Raw genomic sequence first — 22,586 nt, 5'->3', positions numbered from 1 at the left:
GATGACCTGTCATGTCGAATTGGCCCGGCAATTGAACTTGGATATCTGGTTCGCTGATCCGTACGCGCCATGGCAACGCGGCAGCAATGAAAACACGAATGGTCTGCTACGTCAGTTCTTGCCCAAAGGGATCGACCTGTCGGGAGTGAGCCAGATGCAACTCAACGACATTGCCAGATTGCTCAATGGCCGTCCTCGTCAGACACTGGGCTGGAAAACCCCGGAAGAAGTCATGGCAATGGAGTTGGCCGCCGAAGGATTCGCTAACCGTTGCACTTGACTGTTGAGACCGCCCAGTCAGCCGTAACTGCTACTTAGCGCAGTCGCGACGGATAACCACAAACATTTGCAGGGTAGACTTTCCGTACAGAATCTAAGACTCCAGAAAAGTCCTCCCAAATCGACCTGATCATTATATAAAATTAGTTAAACGATAGATCACGGCATGCAACTTCAAAAAGTCGACCAAGTGCCTAAAAAATCGTAAAATTCATAAATGAAACAAAAATTTAATATCGCAAAATTTTGTAATTTCGCATTTGAAATGGCGATTTCTGGATTAATGATGGCCGGCATTTTAACGATACTGCCACTACCTCCATCAAAATTATCAGATATATGCAAGGTCGATACATATAATAATTTATTGATCGATAAGGTAGCTATAGGACGCATATCAAATATTGCGGGCACTTACATTGTCGCAGAAGCTAATGCCAGTGCTACGACACTGTCGTGGTGCTCCAGGAGAGGCTGCGCCCCTATGAAACCAGATCTCCTCGAAGGGCATGTTGGCGCACCAGTGCGTGCTGACTTTTGTAGTGGCCATATTGCACGTCTGATAATTTCAGGTGCAGAGGAATTTCGATTGAATCAAGAAGACATTGAAAAAAAATATTCATATGCTAAATACCAAAAAATACGAAACATTAGCATTGCATTTTTTTGGTGTTTCTCTTGGTTGTTTTTGGCATTAATAGCGAAAACAATTTTAAAAAAAATTAAAATATAGATTTTTATTCATATCGGGAGTTATCGTAAGTGGCATTCGGCACAGCGCTTGCTTGATGAATATGCCACTTTGACACGGAAGACCGTTTTTCGGCCATAACTGGATTTGCCCCATATTTCTGGACACGGCATCACACCAAGGTTAATGATTCCGTTCTGCGCCGAAACTCCCGAGGGGAACGGTATTTCAACGCGCTATGCGGGTGCTTCTCGTTGTAGTGCTCGAACGCGATCGCCAGGTTCTGTACTGCCGTCACGGCGTCAGGCTTGGGCATGAACGCGACGTAGTCGCGTTTTATGGTCTTGACGAAGCTTTCGGCCATGCCGTTGCTCTGTGGACTGCACACCGGCGTGGTGAGCGGCGTCAGCCCGATGCCGTTGGCGAAGGCACGCGTTTCATGCGCAATATATCCCGAGCCATTGTCGCTTAGCCATTCAATCGATGCCGGCACCGCATCGACATTTCCAAATCGCTGTTCGACCGCGGCAAGCATGACGTCGCGTACATCGTTGCCCGTGTAGCCGCCGGTAGTAGCCACCCAACTCATCGCTTCCCGATCGCAGCAATCCAGAGCAAACGTCACGCGCAACGGCTCGCCGTTTTCACATCGGAACTCGAACCCGTCCGAGCACCAACGCTGGTTGCTTTTACCAACCGCGACTCGGCCATCATGTCGGCGCGTAATGCTCGGTCGCTTTGGCCGGCGTTCCAACAACAAACCATGAACACGCATCACCCGGTAAATGCGCTTTACGTTCACCGGAGCCGCGCCACGCACCTCGCGCTCGCCTCGAATCAGGCCCCAGACTCGCCGGTAGCCGTAGCTTGGCAAGTCAGTGACGGCATGCTGGATTTCCTCGACCAATTCTGTATCGTCCTGCTGCACAGCACCTCGCCCGTCTTGCCAATCGGCTACACGGGCACGCTTGGCCGACACGTTCGAGCGCGCAACGCCGAGGACATCACAGACCTGTTTCACTGGTCGTCCCCCGGCAATGATGGCGAGCGCGCTATCCATTTTTTTGCTCGACCGTACTCCACGGCTTCTTTGAGAATTTCGACTTCCACGGTCTTTTTACCAAGCAGCCGCTGCAACTCACGGATCTGCTTGAGCGCATCGACCAATTCGGAGGCTGGCACGACTTCCTCGCCAGCAGACACGGCCGAGAGGCTGCCATCTTGATACAGTTTCTTCCAATGGAACAACTGGTTGGGGTTCACGCCGTGCCGGCGCGCCACCATTGATACGGTCTTGCCCGGTTCCAGGCTCTCCCGCACCATCGCCGCTTTCTCTTCTGCCGCCCACCGTCGCCGACGCTCGGGCCCCGTCAACACTTCCATCACTTCCTGCCTAATGTTGGTCTTAAACACAGTCGTATGCCTACCCGTTATTTTAAGGCAGAGACCGTGTCCGGTGATTCAGGGGGCCGTTCCAATAACGGCCATCTGGCATCGACTGTACCGATGACAGCAGAGGGCCGCAGAGCGGACATTAACGAATATGGGCTAGAAACAACACCAACAAAGTCGGCTCATGAACCAAAAGGGACAGCCGCAATTCTCCGAAGCAATCATTCCGATGCAGAGTCGCAACCTAGGCTGTCGAACAATGCCGCCAGCCCGCACGACGATGAGAACATTCGGTAGCTGGAATGTCCGATCCCAGGAGCCTCGAAAACTTGCTGGGTTGTGTGGGGGGCAAGTATGTGCACGTAAGCATCAAAGGCGCGTCCACGAGTATAACGTGTTGCACCTTGCGCTTCGGCAGCGCATGACTGATCCTGGCCGTCCCCATCTGGGGCGTTGTCTGCGGTCCCGAGGAGATAGATAATGTCGCGTAGGAGATAGCGTGTCTTCAGTTCATCAATCGAACTCGGTCGTGGCGAATAGGCAGGGATGCCAGCTTGCAGACCGTAATTCCATCGATTGAAGGAGCGACACCAGGCTGCGTTGAAAGGCGAAAAGTCCCCGTTTGAATCGGGGCGCTCGTTTGTCAGATAAAGATACGTCGCAGGATTTGCTACTACATACCGAACATGGACAAGAGCGTTCCCAAGATCAGCTTCGCCTCTTCCAAGAACTGCATAGTTTTGAACAAATTGCCCCCCGGCTGAATGCCCGGCCAGCACAATAGTATTGAGGTTTGGAAAAATCGCACGATTTGCCAACTGGTGGAAAATCTCATCGACGACTTGAAATGAACTGATTCCCGCCGCGTCCTGCGATGTCTTTCCTACCTTCCAGTCATCTTCACCCCATCTGAGAATGTTGTCCGCTAAATTATGTGCGGCGGCATCTCGCGCCGTCAAAAACTGAGGCGTGACTATGACAGTTGCACTCGCAGCGGCTCCCGCCACTTCTGCAGCGTGCTCTCCTGACCGAAGATCACGCCGAGGCCAACCTGGTATCACGACGACAGCACGGGTTACATCATCTTGCGGCTTGGTCCAGTCACGCGACACCGCAATCGGTATTTCAAATTCGCCAGCTCGGGTCTTAATGGGCAGACGGCCCTTTTGCACTATGGGTACCGGGGTATCTACAAGCTCACGCTCCGGCATACCCTTGACATCTGAAGCAGGCGAAATAGATTTGCGACCCTCCGTCTGAGCGGATGCACATGACGGCATTACTGCACCTAGAAAAATTACCATGATGCATGCGATAAGGTGTGATCGGTACACGTCGGATTTCCTCGAAGCCTCGTTGTCAAGCTGCCAAACTGTGTGGCAAAGCCAGCTGAATTTATTTGTAGAACGCCTGCGTACTTATGCTGTTGACTTGAGCGAGGGCGAGAAAAGTAACGCACTATTACGCGCCTCTGCTGATTGTCGGCAATCTAGGGGCAACGTCGAACGACCGGTCCTGACCGCCCACTGGCCAAGCGACTCGCGTCGCACCGCAGACGAGGACCGGCGTTAGTAGTTGCTCTACTGATTCATTCGCTGACGTTCTCGGCGAGCCAACGAATTGCAGCATGACTTCCCGGTAGTACGTCGCGAGTAACGTCGGCCATCAGCCGCAGGCCTTTATTGCTGTTAGTCAGCAGTACGACAGCCGCTTGTTGCTCAAGACTACCCAAAACGAAAGCTCTGATCCCCGTCATCTTGCCCCACTGAAAAAACGCCCTGTGACTCGGCTCGACGCCCCAACCTAGCCCCCAACCGATGTCACTCTCGGTCTCCGACGGCGTGCCATGCAAGTGAACAATCTCGTCCTTCGGCACCATAACGTTCGCGGTCAACCACGTCGCCCAGGTTGAGGGCTTGAGGCGATCGCCACGGAGTACTGCCGCAACGAAAGAGCCGTAGTCGGAAGCGGTTGTGTGAAGCGTATAGGAGGCGTTGGCAGTTAGGGGACGATGAGTTTCAATCCGCTCCTTCGCTTCGTGCGGGCTGGCAAGATTACTGAGAAACCGGTCTTGCAACTCAAGGCTCGACAAGCGCATCCTCAGCGGACTAAATACAAGACGACGCACCGTTGCTTCCAGTCCTTCGCCAGTCCGGGCTTCTACGGCGGACTGCATGAGCGTGAAGCCCATACTGGAATAACTGAACCACGAGCCAGGAGCGAAATACATTCGAATTGGGTCCTTTCCGCGGACGTTTTGTAGACCACAGGTGTGTGTCAGGACGTGGCGCAGCGTGATAAGAGCTGACAACGGATCGTCGGGAACGACCGGTACAATCGAACGAGAAAGCGGCTCGTCGAGGTCCAGCACTCCAGCATCCGCGAGCTGAAGCACAGCGTACGATACGATTGGCTTCGTCAGCGATGCCACTGGGAATACGGTATCGCAAGTAACAGGGGCAGCGGTCACCTCGTCTCTCTGGCCGATCGCCGCCACCTCGATCGCGTCAGCCCGCACGTATGCGACGGAAGCGCCCGTTACATCCCTGTTGGCCATCACGCGTTGAAGTCGACTATCCAGCGATGTTTTAATTTGGTCCATTTGCCCTCGCATTTTGAGATAAAGCAGCGGGTGTGCCCCCTCGCAGGAAGCTTATCCAATCCAGATTTTGACGATTTCCACAGCCATGTAGAACGACAGGTCGTGGCCGATAATGACCGCCGCCCATGGCGGGGTCTTCCGCTTGCATCGCCAATGTCTGTTTTGCTGCCGACTTCGGCCATTGGCAGGCTCGGTGTCGAACGGCTGCAATGGCCGAAAAGCCGCCGTCGCGAGGATTTTGAATTCGCCCTGCAACAGGTCTTATGTTAAATTTACCTATGCTAGACAGTCTTGTTATCTAACCAGTTATAAAGTGCCGGTCCTTATAACCGAACTAGTTTTAGTGCTGTCCGATTTTATATTTCAGAGCGTTATATGCATTGGCTGCGCTACTAATCGAACCCCCAACGCTGCACAAACGCGGCTAATAGTCTCAAAACGCGGCTCGCTGCCAGGTCGAAGAGCCTTATATAAAGCTTCGCGAGCGATTCCCGAATCCCTGGCAACTTGCGACATTCCACGTGCTCGAGCAATATCGCCAATGGCAGCGGCCAATAAAGCCGGATCGTTTTCTTCAAGAACCGTAGTCAGATATGCTGCCACATCCTCTTCACTATTCAAGTATTCAGCGGCATCAAACTCAGAAACTTCCGAAACCTTAATTTTTTTTACCATGATTAATTCTCCAAGGCTTTCGCAAGCCCGATAGCTCGCCGAATATCAGCCTGCTGGCTCGACTTGTCACCACCACCGAGCATCACGATCACCAACTCCCCATGCTGGACATAGTACATACGCCAACCCGGCCCGAAATGCTCTCGCATCTCAAAGACGCCATCCCCTACCGACTCAACATCGCCCAAGTTTCCCAGCTGGGCTTTACGTAGCCGCTTGACGAGGCGTTGCCGAGTAAGCCCATCCTTCAAACCCTTGAGCCAGTCGGAGAACCCATCTAGCTGTTTCACAATGTAGATCATGAGCAAACTGTAATCGAATGATTACAGTTTGTCAATCGACCCGATCGGATGCAGCCGCTCTGTGAGTGAATGAGAGATGAAGGTGGTACCACCACACGCAGAGCGGATTGTCGACAAGCCATCGACTTTGATAACGAGAGTTATCATAAGTGTCATTCGGCATACTGCCTGCTCGATGAATATCCCACTCTGACATAGAAGACCGTTTCTCGGCCGGAACAGCCGTTCGGCACCGACTTTGCCGATGTCTGCAACGGGCAGCAGAGTGGGCGTTGGCAAGTGCAAGCGGGAAACTCTGGCATGACGATCGGCTATCGACCCGGAAGAGACCCTCAGGTCGATTCGAAGCAGCCACTCAAATTGCCGATGCAACACGCGAAGTTAAAACTCGCTTCGATAAGCAAAAAGCCCCGGAAGCCCACCGGTCATCACGAATAGAATATTTTGACCGGCAACGTAGTTTCCGGAGGTTGCGCTTTGCACGAGACCCGCGAAGGCCTTTCCGCCATATACGGGATCAAGCAACAAGCCTTCCGTCGAGGCCAGCAGGCGAACAGCGGCGCGCATGCTGTCTGTTGGGATTCCGTAGCCGGGTCCGAGTTGCGCTTCGTCAATCGAGATCGCAGTGCTATCAACGAGCAGATCTGTACCTATGAGTCGAGCGGTTTGATTTGCCTTATCGAGTGTGGCGGAATGAGCCTGTTCGGCCCGCCCATATACAGTGAACGCGGTGATAAGCGACGGATTCAAGTTCATTGCGACAAACCCAGCGACGAGCCCAGCGTGCATTCCTCCGCTTCCGTTGGGAACGACGATGCGATTGAACACCAAACCAACTGCGTTCGATTGGGCCATGATTTCAGCCGCGCAATCCGCATACCCCAAACAACCGACGGGACTTGAGCCACCGAGCGGGCATACATACACGTTTCGACCTTGCGCTCGCAGCTCTTTCGCGCGTTCTTCGGCGAATTGCAATGCGTTTGCCGAACCCGGCAAATCATGCACGCGCGCATCAAACAGGCTATCAAGCAGGATATTGCCGTTGTCGATATAGTCGGTGTCGAAACGCGGCACCGCTCTAGTCAGAACAAGTTCGCAATTGAGACCAACACGTGCGGCTGCTGCGGCCGTCAGGCGGGCGTGGTTCGACTGTCTTGCCCCGACAGTGATTATCGTGTCCGCGCCGCTTGCGATTGCTTCCCCGATCAGGAACTCGAGCTTTCGCAACTTGTTACCGCCGCCGCCTAAGCCGTTCAAATCCTCCCGCTTAACGAAAATGTTGATGCCACCAAGGCGGGCACTCAGGCGAGGAAGGTGCTGGATGGGGGTCGGCCCCTCAAGAAGAATACGACGCGGGAATTTCGAAAGATCAAGCTGGGATATTGATGCGATGGTCATTGGCTTCGGCGATTGGATGAATTCCACAGCGCGATTACTTGCGATCGTATCTGCACTGACTCTAATGATATCGGAAGAGCCGTGGCGTTTGAGTATAGGCGCGCAACAGTCGCGAGCCCTCTCTTCGATCCGATGTCAACGATTTGCGCAGCGACGCCGAACGGCCGCTAGTGGCCGATTTGGGATTTTCCCATACCCTGCACAGGATTTTAACCTCGATGTCTGTTGTTCAGCCACTTTTGGTCATCGGTTGCCGGGTGACCGAGCGTCGGTAACGGCCGAGCTTGCGCCCCATTTTCTTTAGCCGTGATCGGTCCTTGCTTGATTGATTGCATCTATACTCAGTTGATCTTTATTTCTGGAGAACAACATGTTGAGCGTTTGGGGCCGTCGCAGTTCGTTCAATGTGCAAAAGGTAATGTGGCTCATTGGCGAACTTGGCCTGAAGCATCAGCATATTCCGGCCGGTGGTGGTCACGGAATTAAAGATACCCAAGAGTTCCGCGCTATGAATCCACACGGGAAAGTCCCTGTCATTAACGATAACGGAGTAGTCGTTTGGGAGTCGCACAGTATCTTGCGCTATCTGGCGGCGAGTTATGGGCGACCAAGCTTTTGGAATGATGACGCGGCCGCCCGTTCCAGCGCAATCGTTGGATGGACTGGGCTCAAGCGAGTTTGCAGCCAGCTTTCCTTACCGGAGTGTTCTGGGGCTTTTTCCGAACTCCACCGGAGCAGAGGGACGCAGTCCGCGTCCAACAAAGTATCGACCTGTGCGCGCAATATTTCTTGCTTCTGGATCAAGTTATTTCTGAGAGGCCGCTTTTAGCGCGGGACCAACTGAATTTAGCAGACATTGTCATCGGTACCCACCTCTACCGCTACTTCGAACTGGACATCGACAGACCACACCTACCAAATATCGAAAATTGGTACCTGCGACTGAAGGAACGTCCCGCATACGTAGAGAATGTGATGATTCCATTTGACGATTTGCGAGGGCGGCTCGACTATTAGGGCGAATTTTATGCGATTCCGTCGGCCGCTTTGTCTCAATTAACAGCCAGTGGGATAGCTGCGCTGGAATGACCCTTTTGGCCGAAAAGCCGCCGTCGCGAGGATTTTGAATTCGGCCTGCAACAGTTCTTATGTTAAGTCACATCGGTTCAATGATGGCATCAGGCGGTGGATTTGCCCCCATATTCCCGGACACGGCATCACACCTAGGTTGATGATCCCGTTCTGCGTCTAAACTCCCGAGGGGAACGACGAATGCCTTGCTATGGAATGGTTCCGAAACCGTATCGAAGCCAAGATCGTGATTGACGACTGGCGCCGGCATTACAACGAAGTCCGACCACACTCGAGTCTGAACTACGGTAAGCCGAGCGCAAGGCGTTGCAAACCAGCGTCGCATCGATGCGTTCAGACATCGACCATCCAACGACGCGCCGGCTCCCCAAGTCCAGAATCGCTGCCAGATAAAGCCAGCCTTCGCCCGTTGCCAGAGACGCCCGCCGCGCCATTACGCTGCTGCTTGCGCGCCCAGTTGCCTATCGTCGCCACCGGTACCCCGAGGCGGCGTGCTGCCTCGTTATGCCCCACAGAATTGGCCAACCTTGCCGCTTCCGTGCGAAATTCCTCGCTGTAGCGACGATTCGGTACGTTCTTTTCGACCATCTCGACCTCCGTTCAACAGATTATCCAACATCTCTGCTGTACGTCGTTTCGAGGCATGGTCAGGGCTGCTGATGCCGTGGCGTGCAGCCGAACGGCTCGAACTCAGCATGCGTCAACTTGGACGGCTATGTTTGCGTTATCGGCTTGAAGGTCCGACGGGTTTGATATCCCGCAAACGTGCCCGGCCGAGTAATCATCAACTGGCACCGGGGCTGGCCAGACAAGCGCTGGCATTGATCTCTGAGCGCTATCCAGACTTCGGTCCGACCTTCGTTGCGAGAAACTCCGTGAAGTCCATGGCGTGGAGCTCTCCGCGGCGGTCATGCATCACGACCTCAAACGCCAATCGCTGGCGCCTGGATATGGCTCGCCAGTGCGCCTACACTGCTCAACATATTCACTTGACATTATTTATTCGTCTATAGCCAATTATTTGGCATGAGAAAACCGCCTCCCATTGTCGTCTGCCAGCATCGCTTGATTGTGATGCCGCGCCCCCTCCATCAAGGCGCGTCGCTTCCTCGGTAATGTGCAAGTTTCGACGTGAGCCCAATTCCCGGATTGAAGCAGTTACATGGATCGAGCTTCCTATAGAACGCTTGCAGTTCGGGAGCTGCTTCGTACAAGTGCCCGACATTGTGCTCGGCTGGATACTTCGCGCCGCGTTCATCAAGGATCCGCAATAAAGCGTGCTCGAGCGCCGTACAATTGCTGCCCTTCCTCGCTACGTAATCCTGGTGGAACACATGACAGAGGAAATGTCCATAATAAAGTTTCAAGATAAAATTCCCCGCCATATCGGCAGGTAACGTTTCAAACCATTCACGGTCGTCGCGCCGTAGGGCAACGTCGAGCGCGACGATGTCCTCCACCATATCTGAGTGTACCGCCCTGTAGCGCACCGCTGCGCTGGCTGCTGCAAAGCGATGCAAAAACGCCTTTTTCCCTTCGTCGGGCGTGCATTCGAAGAAATCACCGCTTGCTTTGGAAAAATAATCTTGCAGCCATGTGCGGACCTCCTCCACACCTTCGGCTTGAACCTTCAGCATTACGTGATGCGCGTAGCGATCGCGATAGGTATTCATGCGCGCTGGTAAATGCCGGGGGAACAGTCTGGAAACGCGCTGCAGGATCCTGTCGCTCACATGCCGTGGCAAGAACCGGAAGCCGTCGAAGAATGCATCGCAGCGCGTCTTGAAACCGAAAAATGCCGGGAGCCGATGCGTGCCGAAATACTGGATTATGAGAAACAGGTCGCGCCCGTACCGCTCGGCGATGTCGTAGGCATCGCGGTGCAGGTATTCGCCGGCGATCGGCAAATACGCGAACCGGGCCAGCGCGTGGCGGCGGAGGTCGGTCAGTTCATGAGTATGGTTCGTACCGATATAGAAAACCTTCGCGCCCCTCGTGATGGGAAACGTGTCCAGGCGTACCGCGAAGACCATCAGCTTGCCGGCCGACCCGGATGCTTCGTGAAGCCGCAGGGGATCGGCGTTGTAGCGAGCGGGCGACGCCTCGTCAATGCCGCGCACGTGGCGCGCGTAGTCGCGATCCGACGCCGCGGCGTCGCCGAACGCGATATCAGCGGGAGGCAGGTCGCCGGCATCAAGGCGCGCGAGTATTCGCTCGGCACTTTCCCCCAGGCGGATGCCAAGATGGTTCACGAGCCGAAGCCGCCCCGACGCGTCCACGCAACCGTACGCGGCCATCTCGGTATAGGCGGGACCGCGATGCACGAGCGATCCACCGGAATTATTGCAGATGCCGCCGATCACCGACGCTCCGATGCACGACGAGCCGATGACGGAGTGCGGCTCGCGCCCGAGCGGTTCCAGCACCCGCTCGAGCTGGTCCAGCGTCGCTCCCGCAAGGCAGACGACCTGCCGTCCCTCGGCGATCGGGTAGACCTGCCTGATTCGCGACGTGCTGACGATGACGATGTCCCGGTCGTAGTCGTCCCCGTCGGGAGTCGATCCGCCCGTGAGCCCCGTGTTGGATGCCTGCGTGATGACGATGACGCTGGCCGCAATGCATTGTTCCAGTATCTGCCACTGCTCGACCAGGGTGCCGGGCCGCACCACCACCGCGGCCACGCCACTACCGTAGCGGTATCCAATGCGGTAGCGCCGCGTCGCGCGTTCGTCGGTCAACACGTACCGCGTGCCCACGATACGGCGAAATGTATCGCACAAGGCTAGGCCCACACGGGACGACGCAGTTTTCGGGATATCGAAGGCCATCGAGAGAGAATGTTCGGTCGAAATATGCCGCAGTGGACGTCGCCATCGCAGCGCTCGGTGCCGTAGGCGCTGGACTGGCGACGCAGCCTCAGACGCTCACGGGCTCGCTCGCCCGCGCGGCGAGCTGCGCGCGCACGTCATTCTTCGTGATCTTGCCGTAGGCGGACCGCGGCAACGCGTCCCAGAATACGAACTCGCGCGGCCATTTATAGCGTGCCAGCCGCCCTTCGAGGTGACCCAGCAACTGTTCCGGTGATGGCCGGTGCCCACCCTTGCAGACAACGACCGCGATCCCGGACTCGCCCCACTTCGGGTCCGGCATACCGAGCACGGCCACCTCGTGCACGCTATCGTGCATCAACAACGCTTCCTCGACCTCGCGCGGATACACATTGGATCCACCCGAGATATACATATCGGAGGAGCGTCCGGTGATGAACAAGTAGCCTTGATCGTCGAGGTGTCCGAGGTCGCCCGTATGGAACCAGCCGAACTTGAAGGCCTTTTCGTTCGCTTCCGGGTTGTCGTCGTACCCGACGAAGACAGCCGGTCCGCGCACGCAAATCTCCCCGGTCTCGAGGGGCGCCAGCCGCCTGCCGTCGTCGGCGAAGATGGCGATCTCGATGCCCGTGCGCGCGTAGCCGCAGGTGCCGGCGCGGCAATCGGGCGCATCATCCTCCTCCTCGTGCAAAGCCGGGGGTAGCACCGTGATGTTTCCGGTCACTTCCCCCAGCCCGTAGTACTGCACCAGCACGCGTCCGAGCTTGCTCAACGCGTGCTTCTGATCCGCGCGATACATCGGCGCGCCCGCATAGACCACGAACCGGAGAGAACTATGGTCATAGCGGTCGACGGACTCGTGCTCGGTCAGCATCTTGACGATGGTCGGCACGGTGAACATATTGTCAACGCGATGCGTTTGCACGAGCGACCACACTTCCTCTGGATCGAGTCGTTCCGAGCCAGGCAGGACGCTTGCCGCACCGCGCGCGGTATTTACGATCGCATGGATGCCCGCGCCATGCGAAAGCGGCGCAACCACCAGCGAACGCGACCGATGAGAAATTCCCGGAAGAAGGTCGGCGAGATGATTGTTGATCACGAAGGCCATCTGTCCATGCGTGAGCGTGCCAGCTTTCGGGGAACCGGTCGTGCCGGACGTGTAGAAGAACCAGAGGGGATCGTCGCGGTCCACTTCCGCGGCCGGAAATGGCGTCTGCGCCGTGCCGCCGATCGCCATCGCCTCGTACGACAGCTCGTTCTCGCGTGGCTCCCCGATCGCCACGACGTGCATCAAGGCGGGGGACGCCGCGCGTGCCGCATCCACGTAGGGTCCGAAATCACGATCGTATATCATCACACGTGCCTTGCTCGACTTTGCCAGATACGCTGCTTCCGGCGGCGCTACCCGGTAATTGGTCGGCACCCAGACCGCACCGAGCTTGAATGCCACATAAGCGCTCTCGAACAGCGGCAGGTTATTGCGCGAGTGCACCAGAATCCGATCGCCCTTTTCGACGCCGAATGCTCGTAACGCGGCGCACAACGTGTCCACGCGCCGATTAATCTCTGACCAAGTATGCGCGCCCGCTGGCGTGATGAAGCCCGGTTCGTTCGGATGGCGGCGGGCGACTTGCGTCAGCAAGTCGCCGAGGTTCATGACGGTTGTCAACATGAAGAGCCCCTGATGAAGTGGTCGCGGAGTGGGCGAGTCAATGGCGCCGCTCGAGGATGCTCAAATAATTGGCGACCGCCGCGCCTCCCATATTGAAAACCCCCGCCAGCCGCGCATTCGGTATCTGCATGTCGCCGGCGTCGTTGGCGAGCTGCATCGCGGCCATCACGTGCATGGAAACGCCGGTCGCGCCAATCGGATGCCCCTTCGACTTCAGGCCGCCGGACGGATTGACCGGCAGACGGCCCTGCTTCGTCGAGACGCCATCGAGAATGACGCGCGCGCCCTGCCCCTTTTCGGCAAGGCCCATCGCCTCGTATTCGATCAGTTCGGCGATGGTGAAACAGTCGTGGGTTTCCACCAGCGAGAGATCATCGAGCGTGAGCCCGGCGTCCGCGAGCCCTTGCTGCCAGGCTCGGCGCGCGCCGGTGAAGTCGGTCGGATCGCGACGCGATAGCGGCAGAAAATCGCTCACCTGCACCGCCGCGCGGAACGTGATGGCACGTGGCGCATCGTCCGCACAGTCGGCGGCGGCAATGACCAGCGCGGCGGCGCCATCGGAAATCAGAGAGCAGTCGGTACGCTTGAGCGGTCCCGCGACGAAGGGATTTTTCTCCGACGGATGCCGGCAGAATGCATAGCCGAAATCCCGACGCATGTGCGCGTACGGGTTCGATACCCCGTTCGCGTGGTTCTTCGCGGCTATTGCGGCGAGCGCGTCCGACTGATCGCCGTACCGTTCGAAATACGCCTGCGCGATACGGCCGAAAACACCGGCGAATCCACCTTCGGCGCCTGCTTCCTCTTTCGCGTATGAGCACTTCGTCAGGATTTCGCCGACCTCTTTCGTTGGCAAACCCGTCATCTTTTCATAGCCGATCACCAGCGCGTACTTCGAGCGCCCTGAGCGAATCGCGTCGAGCGCGGAGTAAATCGCCGCCGACCCCGTCGAGCATGCGTTCTCGCAGCGCACGGTTGACGTATAGCGCAGCGCTGGAATGGCGTTGAACACCAGCGCGGACGGAAAATCCTGATAGACGAAGCCGGCGTTGAACGTGCCGACGTGGACCGAATCGATCGCCGCCGCGTCGATGCCCGCATGCGCAATTGCGGCGCCGGCCGTCATCGCGATCATTTCCTCTGGTCCCAGCGCATCGAGTTTGCCGAATTGTAGATGATGCCAGCCAATGATTGCGGGGTTCATTGAAAGCCCTTATATTGTTTAAAGAGGTCCATTTTATGGACTATTTATTAAATGCAAATAAGCAACATGGGCAATGATATCCCTAGAAAGCCTCTACGCAGGCGATACTGCCCGTATTCCGGGTAAACGATGAATCTATAATATGGACCTCTTAAAATGACTGGGACGAAAGCGAGTGAAGGCGTGCCAGGAGCACAGGCGATATCACGCGCATTGCGCATCCTGCGCACTGTGGCGAAGTCGAGAACCACGGGCATCAATCTCGCGCAGCTGGTTCGCGACACGGAACTGAACAAGCCAACCGTGCACCGCTTGCTGCTGGCGCTGATGGCGGACGGGATGGTGGAGCAGGACGCGTCGTCCCTGCGCTATTTCGTAGGCCGCGAATGCTATGTGCTGGGGTGCATCGCGAACGAACGCTTCGGACTCGGACGCGACGCCGGCGATATCGTCGCGCGGCTCGCGCGCACTTCAGGCGACTCGGCGTTTTTTTCCATACGCAGCGACAGTTCCGCCGTATGCGTCTTGCGCGAGGACGGCGACTTTCCGCTGAAAACACACGTGCTGCAACCGGGCACTCGCCATCCTCTTGGCGTCGGCGCGGGAAGCCTGGCCATGCTTGCAGCCTTGGAAGACGACGAGGTCGAACGCTGCATGGAAGCCAATCACGAATGCCTGGCGAAGCACTATGCCCATTTCCCGATGAAATCGATACGCGCCGCGGTAGCGCTCACGCGGCGGCTCGGGTATTCAGTCAACGAGGGAATGGTCGTCGAGGGGTCCTGGGGGCTGGGCGCGTCGGTGCACTCGTCGCGGGGCGACGTGGTGGGCGCTTTGACTATCGCAGCGGTCGAATCCCGGCTTCCGGAATCACGTCAACGTGAATTGGGGAAAGTGCTGGTGGATGCCGCCAAAACGCTCGAAGGACATTTGATTCGCACCGCGTCCTTCGCGGCCAATCCCGGAGCACGGTCCGCGAGAGGAAAAAAATAAAGCGTGCATAAGCATTTCCGGGCCGGAATAAATGGTCCACATTATAACGTCATCGTTTACACCGAATTTCAATGGAACGGTTTGACGGGGGATACATTCAAGGTTTCTAATGGCCCCAACGTACAGTTCGATCGTTTTTGCGGTTCATATTATGGAATTAACTATTTTTATTGCGCATTCTTCTTTCTGATTTCCCGACAATTTTCACAAAGAATAATTCGCAATATCGCCTCCCGACCGTTTGACACATAAGTAAAAAATCGCCCGAAAACGGCGATGAGACAGGATGACACAGGAGATGTGACATGCACGTAAAATCCCGCCGAGAGTTCCTCAAGACCATCTCGACCGCTGCGGTCGCAGCCGGCATGGGTACCGTTGCACTTCGGGCACACGCCGCCGAATTCACGCTTCGATACGCCAACAACCTGCCGCTCCAGCATCCGATGAATCTGCGCGCGAAGGAGATGGCCACGCGCATTGCGTCGGAATCGAAAGGACGTGTGGAGCTGCAGGTCTATCCCAGCAGCCAGCTCGGTAGTGATACCGATACGCTCTCGCAGATTCGATCGGGTGCCGTCGATTTCTTCACGTTGTCGCCGTTGATCCTGGGCACTTACATTCCGTCGGCCCAGATCAGCGGGATCGGCTTCGCGTTCAAGAATTACGATCAGGTCTGGAAGGCGATGGACGGCGATCTCGGTGCGCACGTGCGCAAACAGATCGAGGCCACGCCGCTCTTTGCCTTCGAGAAGATCTGGAACGGCGGTTTTCGGCAAATTACGACCGGCAGCAAGGCTTTGAACAAACCCGACGACATGCAGGGAGTGAAACTGCGCGTGCCGGCGAGTCCCTTGTGGACGTCCATGTTCAAGGCGCTGGGTGCGGCGCCCGCCAGCGTGAACTTTTCCGAGACCTATTCCGCGTTGCAGACCCATATCGTAGAGGGCGAGGAAAACCCGCTTTCGATCATCTACACCGCAAAGCTCTACGAGGTTCAAAAGCATTGCGCCTTGACCAACCATATGTGGGACGGCTTCTGGTTCCTCGGCAACAGGGCATCCTTTGATCGCCTTCCGAAAGATATCCAGCAAATCATCCGCAGCGCGGTCAACGACGCGGCAGCCAAGCAGCGACAGGATGTGCAGGATTTGGATGCACACTTGCGCGGCGAGCTCAGCGGTGTCGGCCTGGCATTCAACGAACCCGATCCCGCGTTGTTCCGCAAAAAACTCGCAGACAGCGGGTTCTACGGGGAGTGGCAGAAGAAGTTTGGACCGCAAGCGTGGGCGATCCTTGAGAAATATACCGGGACGCTCGTCTAATGGAATCCGTCCATTCCTCTCTCGATGCTCGGCTCGGCGACGGCGTGAACGCGCCGCTCGCCATTCCACTGCGCGTGTTGACGACGCTGGTCGAATTGACCGCGGCCGCGCTCCTCCTGGCCGAGGTGAGCGTCCTGATAACGGGCGTCGTCTGGCGCTACGTTCTCGATTCGCCATTGACGTGGACCGATGAACTCGCGTCGATGCTCTTCACCTGGCTCGCGATGCTGGGTGCCGTGCTGGCGCTCGCCCGCGGCGAAAACATGCGCATGACGGCCATCGTCAACCGGTTCAGTCCGGCCGCGCAGCGCTGGTGCGAGTCCGTCTCGCAATTGGTGGTCGCTTTGTTCGTGGCGATCATTCTGCTGCCCGCCGGGCAACACGCATCCGAACAAATGGCGATCCTGACGCCAGCGCTCGGCATTGCCGACGGGCTTCGCGCCCTCGCCGTACCGGTGGGCGCGGCCCTCATGCTGCTGTTCGCCATCGGCAACCTGTTGATGAACGGCGGCCGCACGGCGATCCTAGGTGGCGTCGCCACGATCGCCGCGATCGGTGCCGCGTTGTGGCTGCTACAACCCGCTTTCATCGCGATGGGTAATCTCAACCTGCTGGTCTTCTTTGTGCTGCTGGTCGGCGCGGCGGTGTTGATTGGCGTGCCGATCGGTTTCGCGTTCGGCATCTCGACGGTGGCGTATCTAACGGTCGTCACCCATGCGCCACTGGGTATCGTCGTGAGTCGCATGGACGAAGGCATGTCCCACCTGATCCTGCTTGCCGTACCGATCTTCGTGTTGCTGGGCGGATTGATCGAAATCAGCGGCCTCGCGCGCAATCTCGTCGATTTCATGGCGTCGCTTCTCGGGCACGTGCGTGGTGGCCTGCAATACGTGTTGCTCGGCGCGATGTTCCTCGTCTCCGGCATCTCTGGATCGAAAGCCGCCGACATGGCGGCGATCGCGCCCGCACTGTTTCCCGAAATGAAATCCCGCGGCGTACAGGGCGAGGATCTGGCGGCGCTGTTGAGCGCGTCCGGCGCGATGACCGAAACCATTCCGCCGAGCCTGGTACTCATCACCATCGGCGCGGTCTGCAGCGTATCGATTAGCGCGTTGTTCGTGGGAGGACTTCTGCCAGCACTGATCGCGACCGTGGCGATCGCCTTCGTATGCTGGATGAAGGCACGCCGCGCTGACGCGCCTACCCTGTCACGCGCGCCGCTGCGCGTCGTCATGCGCACCTTCGTCATCGCCGTTCCGGCGCTGGCGCTACCGGTGCTCATCCGTGCCGCCGTGGTCGAAGGAGTAGCGACAGCCACTGAGGTGTCCACGCTTGGCGTGATCTACACGCTGATTGCGGGAATCCTGGCGAGCTTATTCGGCAAACCCTTTGCCTATCGCCGCCTCTATAAAATGCTGGTGGATGCCGCCGCGCTCTCCGGGGCGATCCTGTTGATCATCGGACTGGCAACGTCGATGGCATGGGCGCTGACGCGCTCGGGTTTCTCCACTTATCTCGTCGGCATGATGCAGTCCGTTCCAGGCGGCGCTACTGGCTTCATGATCGTGACCATTGTGTGCTTCGCGATCCTCGGGAGCGTGCTCGAAGGAATTCCGGCCATCGTGCTCTTCGGCCCGCTCCTCTTTCCCGCCGCCCATGCGTTGCACATCAACGAAGTGCATTACGCGATGGTGGTAATCCTCGCCATGGGACTCGGCCTTTTCGCGCCACCATTCGGCGTCGGATTCTATGCCGCATGCGCGATTGGCAAAACATCGCCCGACGGTGTCGGCAAAAGAATATGGCCCTACCTGTTCGCGTTGCTGATCGCGCTGCTACTCGTTGCCTTCATACCTTGGCTATCGACCGGATTTCTCGGGCACGCGGCCGAGTGAGTGCGATTGTCGATATCGATCATCTCTCTCAGAGGAGCGTCAATTGACCGCATTCACCGAAACTCGCTTAACCAAAGTATCGTTATCGCCGGGCCAGCGCGTTGCCCTGGTGACTGGGGGCGCCATGGGAATCGGCGAGGCTATCGTCCGGCGACTGTCCGGGGATGGTTTCGCCGTCATCATTGCTGACCGGGATGCATCCGCGGCGAGAGCGCTCGCCGAGGCGCTCTCGCCGCTCGACAGATGCGCCGTCGCGATGCCGATGGACGTAGGTGATCCGCATTCGATCTCTGACGCGTTCGATCAGATCACAGCCGAGTTCGACCAGTGCGACGTCCTGGTGAACAACGCCGGGATCGCCAAGACCTTTCCTTTTTGGGAATGCCCGTCGGACCACTGGCAGAGTGTCATGGACATCAACGTCACGGGTCCAATGTTGCTGGGACAGCGGGCTGCCCGGATGATGATGCAACGCCGCTGGGGCAGAATCATCAACATCGCCTCGATCAGCGGCATTCGCGCCAGTTGGGGAAGAACAGCGTACGGGACGTCGAAGGCCGCGGTGATCGGCTTGACGCGACAGATGGCGATCGAACTCGCGCAGTTCGGCATCACCGCGAATGGCATCGCGCCGGGACCGATCGAGACGCCGATGGTCCATGCCCTGCACTCGCAGGCGTCACGCGACAACTTCCTGCGGCTCGTGCCGATGAACCGCTACGGCTCGCCGGACGAAATCGCCTCAGCCGTCGCGTTTCTCGCCTCGGATGACGCCTCGTACATAACGGGCCAGACGATCGCGGTCGATGGCGGGTTTACCGCCGCAGGCGTGCTCGAGATCTGATCGCGCGCCCCTCCTTGCCCGTCACCAAACGCGGCGAGGAGACCACGCGCATAGGTGTGTCTGCCTCCTCGCGTATCTTCAGGGGCCGATCAGGCCACCGCGGCAAGATGCATGGGAGCAGGCTCATCGGCCTGCCCCGCGATGCCATCGCGCACGTGCGGAATGCGCAGTTCCTTGAGCTTCCTATATACCGACGCGCGGCACACGCCCAGATCCCGCGCCGCGGCCGAGATATTCCAGCGGCGCTCGACCAGCGCCGCCATTATGCGTTCCCGTTCCTGATGGCGGTTTCGGGTGACGATCTGCGTCGCCTCGACGACCCGCGGCTGTTCATGCCTGCCGCTGCTGCGCATTGTGAGCAGGTCCAGCGGCAGGTCACCTACCTCGATGCGATCTCCCGTTCGGACCGCGCAGGCATAGCGCAAGGCGGCCGATAACTGCCGCACATTGCCAGGCCATCGATGCGTCATGAGAAGATCGACCACGTTATCAGCAAGCGCGACAGTAGCGGCGGCCGCGCCAAGTTCCTCGCCAAGTATCTTGTTGATGAGTAAGGCGCGGTCGCCGCGCTCGCGCAGAGGCGGCAAGCTGACGATGCCCACCGCAATGCGGTAATAGAGATCTTCGCGAAACGTCCCGCCTTCCACACGGGCGAACAGGTCTTGATGAGTCGCGCAGATAAGCTGAAAGTCCACCCGAACCGGCGCCGATGCACCCAGCGGTGCCACTTCTTTTTCCGATAGCACCCGTAGGAAACGCATCTGCTGCGAAGCGGGCATGTCGCCGATCTCGTCTAGAAAAAGCGTGCCCTTGTGCGCCTGCATCAGCCGGCCTTTCATGCCCGCGGACAATGCGCCCGAGAAAGCGCCGCGTGCGTAACCGTAAAGTTCGCTTTCAATTAGGTTTTCGGGAATCGCCGCGCAATTCAAGGTGACCAGAGCTGCGTTCCGCCGCTGGCTGTAGGCATGCAGGGCGCGCGCCAGACACTCCTTTCCCGTGCCGGACTCCCCGAGAATCAACACTGGCAGTCTGCGATCGATCAGCCGTTTTGCACGCTCGATCAGCGCTTTGCAAGATGGGTCGTCATTCCCCAGCTCGTCTATATCGGGATAGAAGCGGGCGTCGTCTTGGCCATCGGCACCGACTGCTTTGTGGGCGGTCATGTTCGTCTCCAATCTTTTGGTTGTGGCGGCGCACGCGAGTAACCGAGGGATTCGCCATCGTGCTGTGGACGCTGGGAATCGCTTGTGGCGATTCTCTGCGCTTTGCCGCAAATACGAGACTAATAGTGTGGATTGATCTTTTCCAATATAAAATAGCGCAACGACTTATACCCTCAAGGTATCAATATGGAGTTGCGCCATCTCCAATATTTCGTGACCTTGGCGAACACGCTGCACTTCGGGCGCGCCGCGGCGAAACTGCATATATCGCAACCCCCGCTATCGCGTCAGATCGCGTTGCTCGAGGACGAACTGGGGGTTCAGCTCTTCAACCGCTCTACGAGGAACGTTCAGTTATCCCTGGCCGGCAAACAGTTTCTCATCGATTCCACCGACATACTCGCCGCGGTAGAGCGCGCCCGGCGCAATGCCCTCGCGGCGGGCGCAGGCAGCCCCGGCACCCTGTCGGTCGGCTTCATGTTCGCGGCGGCCTACAGCGTCGTGCCGAGCCTCACGCGCGCCTACACGTCGAACTTTCCCGATGTCGAACTGAAGCTGAGCGAATCCATACCGACGCTGCTGATCGACGACATCCGCAACGGCAGGACCGACGTCGCGATCATGTATCCGCCGGAAAACAGTGACGGTCTGGTCGTGCGTACGGTGTATCGGGAACCCCTGGTGGCGGCGCTTCCGGCCGGCCACGCGCTCGCTTCGCGAAAATCAATCAATGTGGAAGACTTGCGGCACGAAGGCTTCCTGATTTCGCCACGCGGCGCGTCTCCTTATATTTACGATACGATCGTCGGACACTGCAAGCGTTCCGGCTTCACGCCCAGGATCAGACTCGAAACCAATTTCCAGCAGACCATCGTCAGCCTCGTCGGGCAGCATCTGGGCGTCGCGCTCGTGCACCGGTCCATTCAGACCGCACGGCCGGCGCATGTCGTATTCAAACCGCTCGACTCGACGCCCATCGTCGAAGTCGCCCTCGTATGGTCGCGCGACAACCGCAACGCCTGCATCGACACTTTCTCGCAAAGCGCCGAACGGATGTGGCCCCGGATCAACGCCTGAAGTGTCGCAACGCGGCGTGCGACACCTGTCGCATTTGTCGCGCTCAGGTGTCGCACGCCGTGTCGCATGCCGCGCCCCATTGGCGTGCGCAAACCCCGTGGCGCAGGCGCGTCGGGCAGCCATGCGAAGTGGCATTTATCTTGCGTAATCCGAAGAGTTCGACGATCCCCTCAATGGAAACGCTCATGTCCTTCCCACAAGCTGCGCGGCGTCCCGCTTACTTCGTTCATCCAGGCACCCCGACCTGGCCGCGTTTGATCGACAGCGAATCGATGCCGCGCGGGGCCGAACTGCGCATCGTCGTACCCGCGCACGCCAATGTCGGCGCGGCGCTGCGGCAGGCGCTGTCCCCCCGGGGCACGGTCAGCGGCTGCGGCCGTGTCGCGGCGGGGTCGCTCAGTTCGCTCCAGTACCACGTGATCGTCGCGACCGCGGGCGACGCGCCTTTTGGCTATGGCTCGCCAATCAAGTGCGACGGCGAACTGACGCTGGTCACGGCGGCGGTCACCCTTGGACGCAAGCCGGACGGCGCGCAGATCCTCCACTGCCACGGCGGCTTCATCGACGCGGCGGGGAAACAACATGGCGGGCACATCGCGCTTGATGCCTGCGTCGCCGGGCTGGATGGCCTCGTCGTTCGCGTATGTCTTTTCGATGATATCGAGTACGTGATCTCGCCGGACGACGAAACGCGTTTCGATTTACTGACGCCGGTTCACAGGAACTAGGGGAACGGGAATGACAATCGACGTCAGTATTGAATCAGGGGTGTATGGCCGGCTGATCGTGGCGCGTTTGAAGCCCAACGAGGACTTGATCGAGTCGATCGAGGCCATGTGCGTCGAGCACGACATCCAGCGTGCGGTCGTCCGCGGCGTGGTGGGCAGCCTGACTGCCGCGACCCTGCTTCGCGGCGACGCGCTCTCGGTCCGGGAGCAGTGTGTCGCCGGACCGGGCGTGGAAATATTGAATGTATTCGGCGAGGTGAACGTGGTCGGCGGTCTTCCCACATCCCACCTCAGTGGCATCGTCGCGGACACGAACGGCGATCTTTTCGCCGGGCGCTTCAAGAAAGGCGCGAACCTTTCCTTCATCACCATCGAGGCGTCCATCCAGGAATGGCTGCCGGCATGACGCCAAGGTACCCG

19 protein-coding genes and 4 pseudogenes are annotated in these 22,586 nt (G+C 58.0%); 11 read left to right on the top strand and 12 right to left on the bottom strand.

All coding sequences use genetic code 11. The annotated features are described in order from the left end of the window. The coding region (locus OVY01_RS17650; RefSeq protein WP_267848862.1) for an IS30 family transposase at positions 1-280 on the top strand (280 nt) is incomplete at its 5' end. Positions 281-496: 216 nt separating this feature from the next. Then, positions 497-1,012 (top strand): hypothetical protein, encoded by a 516-nt coding sequence (locus tag OVY01_RS17645; RefSeq protein ID WP_267848861.1) that lies wholly within the window; start codon positions 497-499, stop codon positions 1,010-1,012. 130 nt (positions 1,013-1,142) lie between these two features. Here OVY01_RS17645 and OVY01_RS17640 read toward each other — a convergent pair. The 6 genes from OVY01_RS17640 to OVY01_RS17615 all read right to left on the bottom strand — a co-directional run bounded on the left by OVY01_RS17640 (position 1,143) and on the right by OVY01_RS17615 (position 7,342). Next, a protein-coding gene (locus OVY01_RS17640; RefSeq protein ID WP_267848860.1) for an IS3 family transposase occupies positions 1,143-2,353 on the bottom strand; the annotation gives its coding sequence in 2 pieces (ribosomal slippage) (positions 1,143-2,038 and positions 2,038-2,353; 1,212 coding nt in all). Between the two features lie 230 nt (positions 2,354-2,583). Then, positions 2,584-3,666, bottom strand: coding sequence for an alpha/beta hydrolase (locus OVY01_RS17635; RefSeq protein WP_267848859.1), 1,083 nt, complete (start codon positions 3,664-3,666; stop codon positions 2,584-2,586). Between the two features lie 284 nt (positions 3,667-3,950). Then, entirely contained in the window at positions 3,951-4,964 is a 1,014-nt protein-coding gene (locus tag OVY01_RS17630; protein ID WP_267848857.1) for a serine hydrolase domain-containing protein, read from the bottom strand. 363 nt (positions 4,965-5,327) lie between these two features. Beyond that, positions 5,328-5,639 carry an addiction module antidote protein gene (locus OVY01_RS17625; RefSeq protein ID WP_267848856.1) on the bottom strand — a complete coding sequence of 104 codons (312 nt, stop codon included), beginning with the start codon at positions 5,637-5,639 and terminating at the stop codon, positions 5,328-5,330. Between the two features lie 2 nt (positions 5,640-5,641). Continuing rightward, positions 5,642-5,941 carry a type II toxin-antitoxin system RelE/ParE family toxin gene (locus tag OVY01_RS17620; protein WP_284700916.1) on the bottom strand — a complete coding sequence of 100 codons (300 nt, stop codon included), beginning with the start codon at positions 5,939-5,941 and terminating at the stop codon, positions 5,642-5,644. A 381-nt stretch (positions 5,942-6,322) separates the two neighbouring features. Beyond that, positions 6,323-7,342, bottom strand: a complete 1,020-nt coding sequence (locus OVY01_RS17615) for a D-cysteine desulfhydrase family protein (protein WP_267848854.1) — start codon at positions 7,340-7,342, stop codon at positions 6,323-6,325. Positions 7,343-7,712: 370 nt separating this feature from the next. On the opposite strand from OVY01_RS17615, the pseudogene OVY01_RS17610 reads away from it, so the two are divergent. Both OVY01_RS17610 and OVY01_RS17605 read left to right on the top strand, forming a co-directional pair. After that, positions 7,713-8,359, top strand: a pseudogene (locus OVY01_RS17610) (glutathione S-transferase family protein). Between the two features lie 250 nt (positions 8,360-8,609). Beyond that, positions 8,610-8,729 (top strand): annotated as a pseudogene (locus tag OVY01_RS17605) (integrase core domain-containing protein); the annotation flags it as partial. Here OVY01_RS17605 and OVY01_RS17600 read toward each other — a convergent pair. From OVY01_RS17600 to OVY01_RS17575, 5 genes and pseudogenes are all read right to left on the bottom strand, one after another. Next, a pseudogene (locus OVY01_RS17600) lies at positions 8,725-8,844 on the bottom strand (DDE-type integrase/transposase/recombinase); the annotation flags it as partial. The pseudogenes OVY01_RS17605 and OVY01_RS17600 sit on opposite strands and share 5 nt — an antisense overlap. Positions 8,845-8,875: 31 nt before the next feature. After that, positions 8,876-9,022 (bottom strand): annotated as a pseudogene (locus OVY01_RS17595) (transposase); the annotation flags it as partial. A 503-nt stretch (positions 9,023-9,525) separates the two neighbouring features. Beyond that, positions 9,526-11,262, bottom strand: coding sequence for a D-lactate dehydrogenase (dld, locus tag OVY01_RS17585; protein ID WP_267848853.1), 1,737 nt, complete (start codon positions 11,260-11,262; stop codon positions 9,526-9,528). A gap of 88 nt (positions 11,263-11,350) precedes the next feature. Next, positions 11,351-12,937: an acyl-CoA synthetase gene (locus OVY01_RS17580; protein ID WP_267848852.1), complete on the bottom strand. Its 1,587-nt coding sequence runs from the start codon at positions 12,935-12,937 to the stop codon at positions 11,351-11,353. Positions 12,938-12,974: 37 nt separating this feature from the next. Further along, positions 12,975-14,141, bottom strand: a complete 1,167-nt coding sequence (locus OVY01_RS17575; RefSeq protein WP_267848851.1) for an acetyl-CoA acetyltransferase — start codon at positions 14,139-14,141, stop codon at positions 12,975-12,977. Between the two features lie 156 nt (positions 14,142-14,297). Here OVY01_RS17575 and OVY01_RS17570 point away from each other — a divergent pair, with 156 nt between their 5' ends. From OVY01_RS17570 to OVY01_RS17555, 4 genes are all read left to right on the top strand, one after another. Next, positions 14,298-15,134: an IclR family transcriptional regulator gene (locus OVY01_RS17570; RefSeq protein ID WP_267848849.1), complete on the top strand. Its 837-nt coding sequence runs from the start codon at positions 14,298-14,300 to the stop codon at positions 15,132-15,134. A gap of 305 nt (positions 15,135-15,439) precedes the next feature. Then, positions 15,440-16,459, top strand: a complete 1,020-nt coding sequence (locus tag OVY01_RS17565; RefSeq protein WP_267848848.1) for a TRAP transporter substrate-binding protein — start codon at positions 15,440-15,442, stop codon at positions 16,457-16,459. After that, a complete protein-coding gene (locus OVY01_RS17560) occupies positions 16,459-18,354 on the top strand; it encodes a TRAP transporter large permease (protein WP_267848847.1) in 1,896 nt (631 codons plus the stop codon). Before OVY01_RS17565 ends, OVY01_RS17560 begins: the two co-directional genes overlap by 1 nt. 43 nt (positions 18,355-18,397) lie before the next feature. Further along, positions 18,398-19,198, top strand: a complete 801-nt coding sequence (locus tag OVY01_RS17555; RefSeq protein ID WP_267848846.1) for an SDR family NAD(P)-dependent oxidoreductase — start codon at positions 18,398-18,400, stop codon at positions 19,196-19,198. A gap of 89 nt (positions 19,199-19,287) precedes the next feature. Here the strand turns inward: OVY01_RS17555 and OVY01_RS17550 are convergent, their stop codons facing one another. Continuing rightward, positions 19,288-20,361 (bottom strand): sigma-54-dependent Fis family transcriptional regulator, encoded by a 1,074-nt coding sequence (locus OVY01_RS17550; protein WP_267848845.1) that lies wholly within the window; start codon positions 20,359-20,361, stop codon positions 19,288-19,290. 186 nt (positions 20,362-20,547) lie between these two features. Here OVY01_RS17550 and OVY01_RS17545 point away from each other — a divergent pair, with 186 nt between their 5' ends. The 3 genes from OVY01_RS17545 (at position 20,548) to OVY01_RS17535 (ending at position 22,572) form a co-directional block, all read left to right on the top strand. Then, entirely contained in the window at positions 20,548-21,438 is an 891-nt protein-coding gene (locus OVY01_RS17545) for a LysR family transcriptional regulator (protein WP_267848844.1), read from the top strand. Positions 21,439-21,623: 185 nt separating this feature from the next. Further along, positions 21,624-22,166 (top strand): PPC domain-containing DNA-binding protein, encoded by a 543-nt coding sequence (locus OVY01_RS17540; protein WP_267848843.1) that lies wholly within the window; start codon positions 21,624-21,626, stop codon positions 22,164-22,166. A gap of 10 nt (positions 22,167-22,176) precedes the next feature. Next, complete coding sequence (locus OVY01_RS17535; RefSeq protein WP_267848841.1) at positions 22,177-22,572, top strand: PPC domain-containing DNA-binding protein; 396 nt, start codon at positions 22,177-22,179, stop codon at positions 22,570-22,572. The last annotated feature ends 14 nt before the right edge of the window (positions 22,573-22,586 follow it).

Origin of the sequence: Robbsia betulipollinis, from assembly GCF_026624755.1 — a bacterium.
GTDB lineage: Bacteria > Pseudomonadota > Gammaproteobacteria > Burkholderiales > Burkholderiaceae > Robbsia > Robbsia betulipollinis.
This window is presented reverse-complemented; position numbering and strand designations above follow the sequence as displayed.

Bases quoted from the DNA above. Each gene is read 5' to 3' on its own strand.
- OVY01_RS17545 (WP_267848844.1), top strand. From the start codon at position 20,548: ATGGAGTTGCGCCATCTCCAATATTTCGTGACCTTGGCGAACACGCTG.
- OVY01_RS17635 (WP_267848859.1), bottom strand. From the start codon at position 3,666: ATGGTAATTTTTCTAGGTGCAGTAATGCCGTCATGTGCATCCGCTCAG.
- OVY01_RS17645 (WP_267848861.1), top strand. From the start codon at position 497: ATGAAACAAAAATTTAATATCGCAAAATTTTGTAATTTCGCATTTGAA.
- OVY01_RS17615 (WP_267848854.1), bottom strand. From the start codon at position 7,342: ATGACCATCGCATCAATATCCCAGCTTGATCTTTCGAAATTCCCGCGT.
- OVY01_RS17570 (WP_267848849.1), top strand. From the start codon at position 14,298: ATGACTGGGACGAAAGCGAGTGAAGGCGTGCCAGGAGCACAGGCGATA.
- OVY01_RS17565 (WP_267848848.1), top strand. From the start codon at position 15,440: ATGCACGTAAAATCCCGCCGAGAGTTCCTCAAGACCATCTCGACCGCT.
- OVY01_RS17560 (WP_267848847.1), top strand. From the start codon at position 16,459: ATGGAATCCGTCCATTCCTCTCTCGATGCTCGGCTCGGCGACGGCGTG.
- OVY01_RS17540 (WP_267848843.1), top strand. From the start codon at position 21,624: ATGTCCTTCCCACAAGCTGCGCGGCGTCCCGCTTACTTCGTTCATCCA.
- OVY01_RS17580 (WP_267848852.1), bottom strand. From the start codon at position 12,937: ATGTTGACAACCGTCATGAACCTCGGCGACTTGCTGACGCAAGTCGCC.
- OVY01_RS17575 (WP_267848851.1), bottom strand. From the start codon at position 14,141: ATGAACCCCGCAATCATTGGCTGGCATCATCTACAATTCGGCAAACTC.
- dld (WP_267848853.1), bottom strand. From the start codon at position 11,262: ATGGCCTTCGATATCCCGAAAACTGCGTCGTCCCGTGTGGGCCTAGCC.
- OVY01_RS17550 (WP_267848845.1), bottom strand. From the start codon at position 20,361: ATGACCGCCCACAAAGCAGTCGGTGCCGATGGCCAAGACGACGCCCGC.
- OVY01_RS17630 (WP_267848857.1), bottom strand. From the start codon at position 4,964: ATGGACCAAATTAAAACATCGCTGGATAGTCGACTTCAACGCGTGATG.
- OVY01_RS17620 (WP_284700916.1), bottom strand. From the start codon at position 5,941: ATGATCTACATTGTGAAACAGCTAGATGGGTTCTCCGACTGGCTCAAG.
- OVY01_RS17625 (WP_267848856.1), bottom strand. From the start codon at position 5,639: ATGGTAAAAAAAATTAAGGTTTCGGAAGTTTCTGAGTTTGATGCCGCT.
- OVY01_RS17535 (WP_267848841.1), top strand. From the start codon at position 22,177: ATGACAATCGACGTCAGTATTGAATCAGGGGTGTATGGCCGGCTGATC.